Below are 14360 nucleotides of genomic sequence, written 5' to 3'. Positions count from 1 at the left end.
ATATTAATCATTATTCGAGAAATACAAGTGCAACAATCAAATCAAGTATTCCAATTCTCCTTAAATATCAATTATGACGACTTTCTACCGTATTACCGTGGTCAGGTTACTAAAGTGGAGGTTGTTGATACGGCAGGAAGAACGTTATGGATAAGTGCCAGACACTTTAGACCGTTTTTTACTCGCTCAGGGATCTGCGCTTATTTTGAAATGGTCGTTGATGGTCAGGGAAATCTAATCCAACTCAATAAGATTTAGAGTAATTACTTAAAACGGTCGATTACTTTAAACGCAGTGCTTTAGCTATCTGTTAATTTATATAAGGTATTGTTATTAAATAATATATATTGACTAAATGCTCATCTAGTTACATTACCTAAATCTGATTTAAATACACTCCTCAAACCACCTTGCTAAATCCTTGTAAAATAGCGAAATCTTTTAAAGATTTTCACTATTTCATCCTTGCTCACTACGTATAAATGCTGTAACAATGGTGTTACCTGTAAGCTAACAGTATGTTGGTTATCAATTCCTATAACAAAAGAATCCAGCAGGTTACGGAGAGAAGCTAAAATGAAAAAGGTTAAAAACGGCTTTAACAAGTCGACGCTCGCTTTGGGGATAGTCGCGGCGCTCGGTTTTGGCATGTCAACAAGTGCCAATGCAGTCTCATTTAATTGGGGCGAAGTAGAAGGAACATTCGATTCAACCTGGACTGCTGGTGCGAGTTGGCGAGTAGAAGGGCGGGACTGGGAAAATCAAATTGGTAAGGTGAACCAACCTCAGTTTGATTGGTCAGGTTACTCTGCATTTGGCAACACCAAATACAGCTCAGCGGAAATTTGGGCTCAACCTGGTTCCTACTCAAGTAATGGCGATTTAAGTAATTTGCTCTATTCGCAAGGTGATACCACATCTGAAATATTTAAAGGTCTGCATGAACTATCTTTGAAGTATCAGAACTTTGGTGTGTTTGCCCGTGCGATGTACTTCTATGATCGCAAACTCAATGATGGTAGTTACGACTTTAATGACCCTCTAACGGGTAAAGAATTCGACCCTTGTGAAGATAGCAAGGCATCAGAGGTTCAATGTAAAGATATTCGTTTGTTAGATGCATTCGTTTACGCTGACTTTGATTTTAATGATGGCGCAAACCCACTGTCGGTTCGTGTTGGTAATCAAGTGGTTTCATGGGGTGAGAGCACTCTTATTGCCCATGGTATTAGCTCGATCAATGCCGTCGATTTAAATATCTTGAATGCACCGGGTGCAGAGCTTAAAGAAGCATTCCGTCCACAAGGGATGGTTTGGGCATCTTTTGGGATCACCGATGATCTGTCGGTAGAAGGTTTCTACCAATACGATTGGCAGCCTGTATGGGTTCCAACACCGGGCTCTATTTTTTCTACCAATGATTTCGCGGGTTACGGTGGTTACAACCAAAATGCACAGTTAGGTTTTAACGCTAACCCAGATATGAATCTAGATTTCCTGTTATCTGAATACAATACACTTGTGAGTATGGTGGGATCTGGAGCGGTTGACGGTGCAACACTTGCTCAGCTTGCGTTAGCTTATCCAACAAAGGCGACTTTGGTTGAAGATGACGCGTCAGCGAGTGATGATGGCCAGTGGGGTGTTAAGCTTGGTTATTACGCGCCGCAACTTGGTGAAACTGAGTTTGGCTTGTACTACATGAACTACCACAGTCGTCGTCCACTCATTAGTGGTACCACGGCTAACTTCACCGAAGAAGCTATTGGAAGAGATTTAGCTCGTCTTGGTGGTAAAGCACAGTCAGGCGAAGCCATGACTCGTGAAGATTTGTTGGCATTAGAAACCTTCTCTAAAGCCCAAATTGTTTATCCTGAAGACATTCAGTTGATGGGCTTTAGTTTCAATACACTCGTGGGTGATACTTCTGTAGCCGGTGAAATCGCTCATCGCTTGGATGAGCCGCTGCAAATTGATGACGTGGAGCTGCTCTTCGCGGCAATGCCTCAACAATTGGCAAATGCGGGACTTCGCCCAGATCTTGATGGTATTTCACAAGTCGAGAACTATGGTCCAGGTCAATACGCAGAAGGCTTTATCCGTTTAGACACGACTCAAGCTCAAACAACATTCACTCATTTATTTGGCCCAACACTAGGTACAGATAACCTGACTATGTTGGCTGAGATTGGTGGTGTTTGGATCCATGATATGCCGAGCTTTGACGAGCTGCGCCTTAACGGTCCTGGTACAGCACGTTCAGGTGGTAACCCTGATATGCCAGGGATTATCGAGGCGTTACATAACGGCCCTGAAACTAACCCATTCCCTACTGATTTTGCCTGGGGTTATCGTTTAGTTGCTAAAGCGGACTATAACAACGTATGGGGTGGGGTAAACGTCGCACCGCGGGTAATTTTCTCACACGATGTTGACGGCATTACACCGGATCCAATGTTCCTATTTACCGAAGGTAAAAAATCAGTCGCTTTAGGCGTTGCTTTTGATTACCAAAGTCGATGGGGCGCTGATATCTCTTTCAACACCTTCTTTGGTGGTGTAGGAACAACGAATGCGATGGCTGATCGAGACTATGTATCGTTCAACATTAAGTACTCAATCTAAATCACAAGGACAATAATAATGAAGAATCTTGCGATATTGTCTGCCGCAGTCATGATGGCTTTAGGCGCTTCAAGCGCTGTTGCTAAAGTTTCTGACGCAGATGCTGCCAAATTAGGCACAGAACTGACACCGCTAGGGGCTGTAAAAGCTGGAAATGCTGATGGTTCAATCCCTGCGTGGGATGGCGGCATTACTAAGCCTGTTGCAGGTTACAGTAAAGGTATGCATCACCCGGACCCATTTCCTGGTGACAAAATTGAATTTACGATTACTAATGCCAACAAAGACAAGTACAAAGAATTTCTTAGTGATGGTCAGGTAAAACTGTTTGAGCTTTACCCTGAAACCTTCAAGATGAATGTGTATGAAACTCGTCGTTCAGCGTCAGTCCCTCAATTTGTCTACGATGCCACAAAAGCTAACGCGACTCGTGCTGAGCTGATTGATGGTGGTAATGGATTGACTGGTGCATCTATTGGTGTACCGTTTCCAATGCCTGAGAATGGCTTAGAAGTTATCTGGAACCATATACTTCGCTTCCGTGGTGTTGATATCAAAACCTCACGTAGCCAAGCTGCACCGACAGCCGGCGGTAGTTATACCCTGGTTGAAACAGCAGAAGAGATCCGTTTCCAATACTCTCGTCCAGAGATGACGCTTGATAAATTGGCTAAAGAGAATACCTTATTCTTCTTTAAGCAAGTCGTGACCCAGCCTGCGCGTTTGGCAGGTACAGCACTGCTTGTTAAAGAGACCATGGATCAAGAGAAATTGCCTCGTCAAGCTTGGACATATAACACTGGTCAACGCCGAGTTCGCAAAGCGCCAAACGTAGCATTTGACACACCAGGTACAGTATCTGACGGTCTCAGAACAACCGATGATTTTGATATGTTTAACGGCTCGCCAGTGCGTTATAACTGGGAGTTAGTCGGTAAGCAAGAGCTTTATATTCCTTACAACGATTATAAGCTTCATTCTGATAAACTTTCATATGAGCAGATAGTGACTCCGGGTCACATCAACCCAGAGTATGTTCGTTATGAAAAGCATCGTGTTTGGGTTGTGAAAGCAACGCTTAAAGAGGGAATGCGTCATATATACAAAGCGCGTACTTTCTATATCGATGAAGACTCTTGGCAGGTATCTGTCGCAGATCTATACGACAACCGTGATGAGCTTTACCGTGTCGCGATTGCTCATGGTTTGAACTACTACGAAGTGCCAACTCAATGGAGTACGTTAGAAGTGTTCCATGATCTACAGTCTCGCCGTTATATCGCAATGGGGCTTGATAATGAAGGCCGTATGTACGATTTTGATGCAAAGTTGAGTGAAGGTAACTTCACGCCTGCTGCGTTAAGACGTGCTGGTATTCGTTAACCCACTTAGAGAGGGGCATTATGCCCCTCTTATTTTGAAAGGAAGTCTGTATGTCGTTTAGCATGCTTCGGTTTATCTCTGCCTTGAGTGTCGCCAGTATTTTTAATTCTTCTGCTGTATTGGCTCAAGAAAGTAACTTAGAACAACAAATACAACCTCTTGCTGCTCATTCGCTCGTGCTTGATATCGCGCAATCTGGGAATACTCTCGTAGCGGTTGGCGAACGCGGTCACGCATTTATTTTTGACAATCAATGGCAACAAGTCACCACACCGACAGTCGCCCAATTAACCAAAGCATTCTTCATCTCTGAAAACAAAGGCTGGGCAGTGGGCCATGATGCCACGATATTGCAGACTAAAGATGGCGGTAAAACGTGGCAATTGCAGATGCAATCTGCAGAGATTGAGAAACCCTTTTTAGATCTATTATTTTTCGATGAGAATAATGGTATTGCTATTGGCGCTTATGGTTTGTTTTACCGCACAGCCGATGGCGGTAATAACTGGATAAGCGAGTACCATCAAGAGCTACTCTTTGAAGAAGATGTCGCTTATTTAGAAGAACTCAAAGCTGAAGACGAAGCTTTGTATCTATCTGAACGTAGTACGTTGTTACCGCATTTTAATCGTGTAATCGCGCTTACTAACGGCCAACTGATTATGGTTGGTGAACTCGGACTTGTCGCCGTTTCAGCAGATAATGGTCATCATTGGCAAAAACAAAACTTTCCTTACGAAGGCTCTTTATTTAATGCGAGTGAAGTCGGTGACAATGTTTATGTAATGGGCCTGCGTGGACACCTCTTTAAATCACAAATTCAATTGGCTCAATGGCAAGAAGTTATGTTACCTGTTGATTCAACAATAAATGCGGGCGTAGCACTCGATGATTCGACATTGCGCATTGTTGGAAACGCAGGGGTCGTTATTGATGTCACTGCGCAAGGTAACGCATCTTTGGTTGAGCAAAGACAGGGCGAAAATTTAGTCGCTATTGCTAAAGACATTGACGGTGGGCTCTGGGTCGCCGGCAATAAAGGTCTCATCAAGTTAGAACAAAAATAATAGGACCTGACGTATGTTAGATAAATTTGTAAATGGCATTGAAACCTATTTGTTTAGGCATCGCGCTTTCGTAATTTTTTTATTTATTCTTACCACGTTTTTTTTAGGTTTACAGGCAAGTAACTTAAAAATGGACGCAGCGTTTGTAAAAAACATTCCTCTTAATCACAGTTACATGAAGACCTATTTAAAGCATCAAAAGCAGTTTGGTGGTGCAAACAGCATTATGGTTGCCGTTGAAGACACAAGCGGCAATATCTTCAATGCTAACTTTTTTGATTCGCTTAAGAATGTTCATGATCAGCTTTTTTTCATTCCTGGTGTAGATAGAGCGCAAGTAAAGTCACTGTTTTCCCCTTCAACTCGCTTTACTGAAGTCGTCGAAGATGGTTTTGCCGGCGGACCTGTAATCCCCGCAGACTTCACCACTACAGAGCAAGGGTTATCAATTGTTCGCGGTAATATTGAAAAAGCCGGCATTGTCGGCCGCTTGATTGCAGAAGACTATTCTGCCGCTATGGTGAGTGCGCAGTTAATGGATTTTGATCCACAAACAGGTGAAGCGCTCGACACCCTTGCGTTTGCTGAACAATTAGAGCAAGAACTACGTGCACAGTATGAAACTGAAGATATAAAAATACACATCATTGGCTTTGCTAAAATGGCGGGTGATGTAGCCGAAGGCGCGAAAGGAGTATTGCTATTTTTCTTAATTGCAATCCTCGTCACCGCGGTTATGGTCTACTTTTTCTCTAAATCAATCGTGCTCACTATTTTACCCTTGGTGTGCAGTTTAACCGCTGTTATTTGGCAATTAGGCCTATTAACCGTAGTCGGTTTTGGTTTAGACCCGATGTCTATTTTGATCCCATTTTTAGTGTTCGCGATAGGGGTCAGCCATAGCGTACAGATGATCAATGCGGTCAAGCGAAGAGTGACTGACGGGCAAAGTACAAAAGCGGCAGCGGCATTAGCATTTAGAAGCTTGTTGATCCCTGGTGGTGTGGCGCTTCTATCCGATACTATCGGTTTTATGACGCTGCTAGCGATTGATATTGGTATCATTCGCGAACTCGCTATCTCTGCATCTCTTGGTGTTGCAGTTATTATTTTAACCAATCTCGTTTTGTTACCGCTTGTCATTTCATATACGCAAGTTCAGCCGCAAAAGAGCACTGGGCCAGTTAAGGAAAATAATATTTGGGTTAAACTGTCAAAGTTTGCAACGCCTAAATATGCAGTCTGGGTTTTACTTATCACCGCGGGTTTGTATGCGGTTGGTTTGCAGCAAGCTAATCAGATGAAAATCGGTGATTTGCAAGGAGGAGCACCAGCGCTGCACCTTGATTCCCGATATAACCAAGATACTTTTTTCATTACCGACAAGTTTTCAATTACTACCGATGTGATGACCATTATTGTCGAAGCATTTCCTGAAGCCTGTACCTATCACTCAGTATTAACTCAGATTGATCAGTTCGAATGGCAAGTCAGTAATACTCAAGGGGTCGAGTCAACGGCTAGTCTTGCGTCCGTCGCTAAAAGAGTAAACGCCGGCTTTAACGAAGGTAACCCTAAATGGCAGGTCTTGCCTAGAAACACTGCAAGTCTAGTACAGGCGGTAGGGCGCGTGCCAACGACATCGGGTTTATTGAACAGCGATTGTTCTGTCATGCCTGTGTATCTGTTCCTGAAAGATCACAAAGCGGAAACCATTGAAGTTGTCATCGATAAAGTTAATCAACTGCAGCAGCAGATGAATAATGATCAGCTTACATTTAAGCTAGCATCAGGGCCTGTTGGGGTTATGGCTGCGACTAATGAAGCGGTAGCAGAGGCACAACTGCCTATGATGCTTTATGTCTATGGTGCAGTGTTTGTTTTGTGTTTAATTAGTTTCCGTTCATTGCGAGCAACCATTGCGGTTATCTTGCCGCTCTATGTGGTTTCAACATTAGCGCAAGCATTGATGACCCAACTTGATATCGGTCTTGCTGTTAGTACGTTGCCAGTTATCGCGTTGGGTGTAGGTATTGGCGTTGATTATGGTATCTATATTCTGTCGACTATGGCTGTAAGACTCAGAGATGGTATGCCAGTACAGCAAGCTTATTATGAAGCGTTAGTTGAGCGTGGTAGTGCGGTTATCTTTACCGGTCTAACACTGGCCATTGGCGTGAGTACTTGGTTCTTCTCGGCGCTTAAGTTTCAAATGGACATGGGAATATTGCTAACGTTTATGTTTTTAGTGAATATGCTCGGGGCAATAATTATCCTGCCAGCCATTACCGCGGTATTTTGGCGGCAACCCAAGTAAATAGGCGAAAAGAGAAGCATAAGCTTCTCTTTTTTTTTGCATAAAAAAACGCTATCAGCGATTGTTATTTCATCACAAGGCAATAAATGTTGGCTAGCATTCTTTTTAGGAGGCTCTACCACTAAAATAGTTCTCGAATTATGGCAGATTTAGTAATAGACTTCGCGCTATGACCTAGGTCACAGAAATAGGCTCAGGTCAGATTTTGAAGCATCCATAAAAATTAAAAGCGCTGCCATAGCCCCCTAAGGAAACAGCAACATGGCCTTGAAAGATGCAATGCCTTCAGTACTACTAGAAAATGTAGTCAACCTTATTCACTCTAAAGTTCCGAATTCACAAGCAAAACAAGTAGAACAGTTTGCTACTTGCTTATACGCGCATATGTCGAAAGACGACCTCAATGCTCGTAATGACAGCGACCTTTATGGCGCAGTTTTGAGTCAATGGAACGCCCTTAATAAAACGTCTGTCGGCCAAGGCCACATTCGTGTGTTTAACCCAAGCCAATCCAAACATGGCTGGGAATCGAATCATTCCATTATTGAAATCATTCAGCCTGATATGCCTTTCTTAGTTGATTCTGTCGGTATGGCAATTAATCGACTTGGGATCACGGCACACATGATGCTGCACACACCAATGGCAATTGAGCGCAAAGATGGCTCCGTGACGCATGTCAGTTATAGTGCAGAAGATAAAGAGGGTGTCGACAAAGTCGCCGTCTTCTTAATTGAAATTGATCGTCAAAGTAGTGATACCGATATCAAAACGCTGACTAAAGAGATTGAGTCAATCATTGCCGATGTTGCTGCCTCAGTTCAAGACTGGGAAGCGATGTCTGCAAAGCTTGGTGAAACCATTTCTGAGCTAGCGACAAGACCTTACCCAGGTACTAAAGAAGAGCTTAGTGAAGCAACTAATTTTCTTCAGTACCTGAATAACCATCACTTTACCTTATTAGGTTACAGACGTTACGATTTACGTAAAGTGGAAGGTGATTTGGAGCTTGTCGCAGACAAAACCACAAGTTTAGGCTTGATGACTAAGTCAGCAAAAGCTAAAACTGAAACCGGTTTAATGTTATCTGACTTTTCAGAAAGTGCCCGCAAAGAAGCACTAGATACTAGTTTACTAGTATTAACGAAAAGCAGTGAGAAGAGCCGCGTTCATCGTCCTGCTTATGTCGATTATATTGGCGTTAAACGCTTTGACGACAATGGTAACGTTATTGGTGAAGATCGCTTTATCGGATTGTATGCATCTAACCTTTATAACCGCAGCCCTCGTGAGATCCCGCTCTTGTCTGAGAAGGTTCAGCGTGTACTTGATAACTCAGGTCTAACGCCACGCTCTCATGATTATAAAGCATTAATGCATATTCTAGAGACACTGCCTCGGGATGAGCTGATCCAAGCCAATGTTGAAGAGCTTGCTCGAATTGCTCATGGCGTACTTGAGATGCAAGACCGCGACAAACTGAAACTGTTTGTCAGAAAAGATGGTTTTGGCCGATTCTTATCTTGTTTAGTGTATGTATCGAAAGATCGCTATAACACTAAACTACGTGAAGATACTCAAAGAATTTTGGCACAACATTTTAATAGTAGTGAAGATGTTGAGTTTACAACATATTTCTCTGAGTCAACCTTGGCTCGAACTCACTACATTATCAAAGTTGATAACAATAATATGGATGTCGATGTGGCCGCGATAGAGAATAATTTAACTGAAGCAGCACGCTCTTGGGAAGATAAACTCGGTAGTGCACTAATCAGTACTCAGGGCGAAGAAGTTGGCACTCGTCTCGTTAAGCGTTACGTCAATGCATTCCCTCGCAGTTATAAAGAGGATGTATTACCAAGTTCCTCAGTAGTTGATGTGCAACATCTCGAAGCGCTAGACGATGATCATAAACTTGGCATGCTGTTTTATCAGCCGCAGGAAACAGCGCTTAAAAATAGCAAAGTTCGCTTAAAGCTGTTCCATAAAGACGAGCCAATCCACCTCTCTGATGTATTGCCTATGCTAGAAAACTTTGGTCTTCGTGTCATTAACGAACGTCCATATGAAGTGATCACAGCCGAAGGCGACACATACTGGATCCTAGATTTCTTGATGACAACACAAGATGTTGCAACAGATGATCTTGCTGATAGCCAAGAGCGCTTCCAGACAGCGTTATCTCAAGTGTGGAAAAAAGAGCTAGAAGACGATGGTTTTAACCGCCTAGTTTTATCTACTGGTCTAACGGGGCGTGAAGTATCCGTTCTTCGAGCTTATGCTAAATACATGCGTCAAATTGACTCAACTTTTAGTCAAGCCTATATTGAAGAGACGTTTTCAAGTTACCCGCAAATCGCTGACTTACTGGTTAAAATGTACATCCGTAAATTTAACCCTAAGTTGAAAACACGTACTTTAAACAAGTTTATTGAGCAGATTGATATCCGCTTAGAAGATGTTTCAAGTTTGGATGACGACCGAATTATTCGTCGCTATTTAGACCTTATCAATGCCACGAACCGAACCAACTTCTACCAAGTTGCTGAAACTGGTGAAGCCAAGTCGTATATCTCATTTAAGTTCGAGCCAGAGCTTATTCCTGAGATGCCTAAACCTCTGCCAAAGTACGAGATTTTTGTTTACTCTCCACGTGTAGAGGGTGTGCACCTACGTGGCGGAAAAGTTGCTCGTGGTGGCTTACGTTGGTCTGACCGACGTGAAGATTTCCGTACTGAAGTGCTTGGCCTTGTTAAAGCACAGCAAGTTAAGAATACCGTTATTGTTCCTGTTGGCGCTAAAGGTGGCTTTGTTTGTAAACAATTGCCGACTGAAGGTGGCCGCGAAGCTTTCTTCGCTGAAGGTCAAGAGTGTTACCGTCTGTTTATCCGCGGTTTACTCGACATTAGCGATAACATTATTAATGGCGAAGTGGTTGCTCCCGATAATGTGGTCAGACACGACGAAGACGATGCTTATTTGGTTGTTGCCGCCGATAAAGGCACCGCGACATTCTCGGATATCGCTAACGCAATCGCTGAAGAGTACAACTTCTGGCTTGGCGATGCATTCGCATCAGGTGGTAGTAACGGTTACGACCACAAGAAGATGGGCATTACAGCACGTGGTGCATGGGAGTCAGTTAAACGCCATTTCCGTGAAATGGGTGTGAACTGCCAAACAACAGATTTTACCTGCTTAGCTGTTGGCGATATGGCTGGTGATGTGTTTGGTAACGGTATGTTGTTATCTAAACATACACGTTTAGTCGCTGCGTTTAACCATATGCATATCTTCATTGACCCTAATCCAGATGCTGCAACGAGTTATGTCGAACGTGAGCGTCTATTTGCACTGCCACGTTCAAGTTGGGAAGACTACAACGCTGAGCTTATCTCAAAAGGTGGCGGAATATTTTTGCGCTCAGCAAAATCGATTCCACTGTCTGCTGAAATGAAGAAGATGCTGGGTAGCCAAAAATCATCAATGCCGCCATTAGAGCTACTTAAAGAGTTGCTTAAAATGCAGGTTGACTTGATCTGGAACGGCGGGATCGGCACTTATGTTAAAGCAACTAGCGAATCACACACTGAAGTCGGCGATCGAGCTAACGATACTATTCGAGTGAATGGCGATGAAGTGAAAGCTAAAATTATTGGCGAGGGCGGTAACTTAGGTTGTACTCAGTTAGGCCGTATAGAATACTGCGCCAATGGCGGCCGTATGAATACCGATTTCGTCGATAACGTTGGCGGTGTTGATTGTTCTGATAACGAAGTTAACATCAAAATTTTGCTTAATGCACTTGTGGCTGACGGCGAAATGACGGTTAAGCAGCGTAACCGTTTACTCGAAGAGATGACGGATGAAGTCAGCCGTATTGTTCTTCAGGATTGTAAAGACCAAACTCGTACTATATCAGTGACTCAAGTTCGTGGTGCTGAGCAACTTAAAGAACAGATCCGCTTTATTCATTATCTTGAAAAAGAGGGTAAACTCGACAGAGCGCTTGAATTCTTGCCAAATGAAGATGAGCTTGCAGACCGTTTAGTGAATGGTAAATCATTAACTCGTCCAGAGCTTTCAGTGTTGGTCGCTTACGCTAAAATGGTATTAAAAGAGCAGTTACTGACTTCAGAAATTACAGAAGATAGCTTCTTAAGCCAACTGCTTGTTGAGTACTTCCCTAAGCAGTTGCAAGAGAAGTACACAGTGAATATGGCTGCGCATCCACTACGCGGCGAAATTATTGCCACTTCATTAGCGAATGAACTCGTTAACGACATGGGACTTAATTTTGTACAACGTATGCAAGATGAGACAGGTGCCTCAGTTGCTGAAGCCGCTATTTGTTACACTATGGCTCGCGAAGTATTTGGTTTAGCTGATTTAACTAAATCGATAACCGATCTTAACGGTATTATTCCGGCAGTTGTGCAGTGTGAGATGTTGCATCAACTACGACGTAACATTCGTCGTGCTAGTCGCTGGTTCCTACGTCATCGCAATCGTAATCTTAATATTGAACAGACTATTGAGTTCTTTACTCCAGTCTTTGATGAACTTAAAGCGAACGTTCATCAGTATATGGATAACGATGAAGTGGCAGGCATACGTGCTGAATCAGATGCACTGATCAAAGAAGGTGTACCTGAAGACGTGGCAATGGTTGTGGCTAATGTGAGCACTCTGTTCTCTGCATTAGACATTGCTCAAATCTGTGATCTCGAAGTTAAGCCAGTACCATTGGTTGCTGAAACTTACTTTAAACTGGGTGCGAGTGTAGATTTACACTGGTTCCTTGAACAGATTAGTGCCCAGCCTGTATCAAACCATTGGCAAGCACTGGCAAGAGCCGCGTTTAGAGAAGAGCTTGATTGGCAACAACGTTCACTCAGTTCTGTAGTGTTAAGAACATGTACTGAAAGCTGTGATGCTAACAAGATCATATCGGAATGGATTGAATCAAATCAAAGCTTATTGGAGCGTTGGTTCCATATGCTGGCTGATTTCAAGACTTCGCAAAGCCATGAGTTTGCAAAGTTCTCAGTTGCCCTACGTGAACTTAACCTTTTGATCCTTCACTGCGAAGGTCAAAAGTAATCTGATTAAAATCAGAAGCCCTGGCAATTGCCGGGGCTTTTTTCGGTCTAGGAGAAAACATGTTTTATAAAATCGCACAAAAGTTCATGTTTCAGATGGATCCAGAACTGGCGCATAATTTTGCTATCGGCAGTTTAAAGTCTACTGGTAATTCACCACTAAACTGCTTTTATGCACAAAAAATCAAACCAGCCCCAGTAACTATGATGGGACTCACTTTTCCAAACCCTGTTGGTTTAGCTGCTGGTATGGATAAAGACGGTGAATGTATTGATGCTTTCCATGCGATGGGTTTTGGCCATGTCGAAGTAGGTACTGTTACACCGCGTCCACAGCCTGGCAATGAACAACCAAGATTGTTTAGGCTAAAGCCTGCAAAAGCGATCATCAACCGCATGGGATTCAATAATAAAGGTGTTGATAGCCTAGTTGAAAATCTTAAAGCGGTTAAATCTGATGCTATGGTTGGCGTTAATATTGGTAAGAATAAAGATACGCCAGTAGAGCTTGGTAAAGATGATTACTTAATCTGTATGGATAAGGTTTATCAATATGCTGCATACATAGCAGTCAATATTTCATCTCCTAATACGCCGGGTTTACGATCGTTACAGTACGGAGATCTGCTTGATGATCTTTTAGGATCACTAAAGCAGAAACAAAAAGATCTTGCTGAAAAGCACGGGAAATATGTACCCATTGCATTAAAGATTGCACCAGATCTTTCAAGTGAAGAGATTGAAAAGATTGCAGATTCACTCATTCGCAATGAGTTTGATGCAGCAATTGCCACTAATACGACTTTGACTCGCGATGGTGTGAGTGGTTTGCTCAATGCAAATGAAGCCGGTGGTTTGAGTGGTAAGCCTTTGAATTCATTATCAACAGTGGTAATTAAACAACTCGCTGACTGTCTTAAAGGTCAAATACCTATTATAGGTGTCGGCGGAATTAACACTGCGGCAGATGCTCTTGATAAAATTGATGCCGGTGCTCAAATGGTGCAAATTTACTCTGGTTTTATTTATCAAGGTCCTCAATTAATAAAAGATATTATTGAAGCTTACCGTATAAAATAAAAGCTAAGCGATCGTATTTTATAATACAGATCATAAAACGATCATTAAGATCTAATATTGGATCGAGATGATCGTTTTTTATTTTATTAGATCTGAAAAAACGTTTTAAATTTATTTTGATATTGATGAAATTATCATCTATTATCCATTTGTATCTTAATAAAGGTAAACGATATGTTATTAATGCCAAAAAGGGATTGGCAATGGGGATATAACGAAACACATGGTGTATTAACTGTTTCGTTAGGAAGTGATATGGAATTTTTATCACCTTTTAAATTAAAATCCCTAATACCAGATGCCAAAATAACAACTGAGTTTAGTGTTGAACATGCTAAGTTCTATATTGCTTTGGTTGATCGTTTACAAAAGACACTTTCCCTAAACGATGCACTCATTGTGCAAATAGCGTTAAATGCTACTGCCGCACACTTTTTATTAAAGCCACAGATGCCAAAATCGTGGTTTTTCGATGTGTCTCATGAATGTGTATACAGCGATATAGGCAAAATTTTTCAGCTGAAAACCAGTGAGCATAGTGTATCAGCTATGGTCATTGAGTCAGGCCTACAAGCATCGCTTGTTATGATTTTATCTCAAGAATGTCGATTAACTGAGACTAAAAAACTAGCTCAGTTCGAAACGATTAAAGTGATGCATAACCGTTTAGCACCATTAACGGTAGAAAGGAAAGTCAATGTTGCTTAAGTTTAATTTTTGACCAATTGGTGTAAGTACGAAAATAAAAACGGGAGTAGATATTTATCTACTCCCGTTTTTATT

Annotated in this window: 8 protein-coding genes; all 8 read left to right on the top strand. The window is 42.3% G+C overall.

The genetic code is table 11. The features are described 5' to 3' along the window. The first annotated feature begins 27 nt into the window (after positions 1-27). The 8 genes from AB4135_RS21045 (at position 28) to AB4135_RS21010 (ending at position 14285) form a co-directional block, all read left to right on the top strand. Complete coding sequence (locus AB4135_RS21045) at positions 28-258, top strand: DUF2835 domain-containing protein (RefSeq protein ID WP_371995382.1); 231 nt, start codon at positions 28-30, stop codon at positions 256-258. Between the two features lie 318 nt (positions 259-576). After that, a complete protein-coding gene (locus tag AB4135_RS21040) occupies positions 577-2625 on the top strand; it encodes a DUF1302 domain-containing protein (RefSeq protein ID WP_371995381.1) in 2049 nt (682 codons plus the stop codon). Between the two features lie 18 nt (positions 2626-2643). After that, a complete protein-coding gene (locus AB4135_RS21035; RefSeq protein ID WP_248974619.1) occupies positions 2644-4008 on the top strand; it encodes a DUF1329 domain-containing protein in 1365 nt (454 codons plus the stop codon). Positions 4009-4058: 50 nt separating this feature from the next. After that, positions 4059-5075, top strand: a complete 1017-nt coding sequence (locus tag AB4135_RS21030; protein WP_371995380.1) for a WD40/YVTN/BNR-like repeat-containing protein — start codon at positions 4059-4061, stop codon at positions 5073-5075. A 13-nt stretch (positions 5076-5088) separates the two neighbouring features. Next, complete coding sequence (locus AB4135_RS21025; protein ID WP_371995379.1) at positions 5089-7392, top strand: RND family transporter; 2304 nt, start codon at positions 5089-5091, stop codon at positions 7390-7392. Between the two features lie 261 nt (positions 7393-7653). Beyond that, the gene (locus tag AB4135_RS21020; protein WP_371995378.1) at positions 7654-12498 is read left to right on the top strand and encodes an NAD-glutamate dehydrogenase; all 4845 of its coding nucleotides are present in this window, start codon (positions 7654-7656) and stop codon (positions 12496-12498) included. 59 nt (positions 12499-12557) lie between these two features. Continuing rightward, entirely contained in the window at positions 12558-13577 is a 1020-nt protein-coding gene (gene pyrD, locus AB4135_RS21015) for a quinone-dependent dihydroorotate dehydrogenase (protein WP_371995377.1), read from the top strand. 174 nt (positions 13578-13751) lie between these two features. Then, the gene (locus AB4135_RS21010; RefSeq protein WP_371995376.1) at positions 13752-14285 is read left to right on the top strand and encodes a cell division protein ZapC; all 534 of its coding nucleotides are present in this window, start codon (positions 13752-13754) and stop codon (positions 14283-14285) included. Positions 14286-14360: the final 75 nt, after the last annotated feature.

It is taken from the genome of Shewanella sp. 10N.286.54.B9 (assembly GCF_041468565.1).
In the GTDB taxonomy this organism is placed as follows: Bacteria; Pseudomonadota; Gammaproteobacteria; order Enterobacterales; family Shewanellaceae; genus Shewanella.
The sequence above is the reverse complement of the archived record's forward strand: the minus strand, read 5'-3'. Positions and strand labels throughout refer to the sequence as shown.

Coding starts and splice junctions, on each gene's coding strand:
- AB4135_RS21040 (WP_371995381.1), top strand. CDS start 577: ATGAAAAAGGTTAAAAACGGCTTTAACAAGTCGACGCTCGCTTTGGGG.
- AB4135_RS21035 (WP_248974619.1), top strand. CDS start 2,644: ATGAAGAATCTTGCGATATTGTCTGCCGCAGTCATGATGGCTTTAGGC.
- AB4135_RS21030 (WP_371995380.1), top strand. CDS start 4,059: ATGTCGTTTAGCATGCTTCGGTTTATCTCTGCCTTGAGTGTCGCCAGT.
- AB4135_RS21025 (WP_371995379.1), top strand. CDS start 5,089: ATGTTAGATAAATTTGTAAATGGCATTGAAACCTATTTGTTTAGGCAT.
- AB4135_RS21020 (WP_371995378.1), top strand. CDS start 7,654: ATGGCCTTGAAAGATGCAATGCCTTCAGTACTACTAGAAAATGTAGTC.
- pyrD (WP_371995377.1), top strand. CDS start 12,558: ATGTTTTATAAAATCGCACAAAAGTTCATGTTTCAGATGGATCCAGAA.
- AB4135_RS21010 (WP_371995376.1), top strand. CDS start 13,752: ATGTTATTAATGCCAAAAAGGGATTGGCAATGGGGATATAACGAAACA.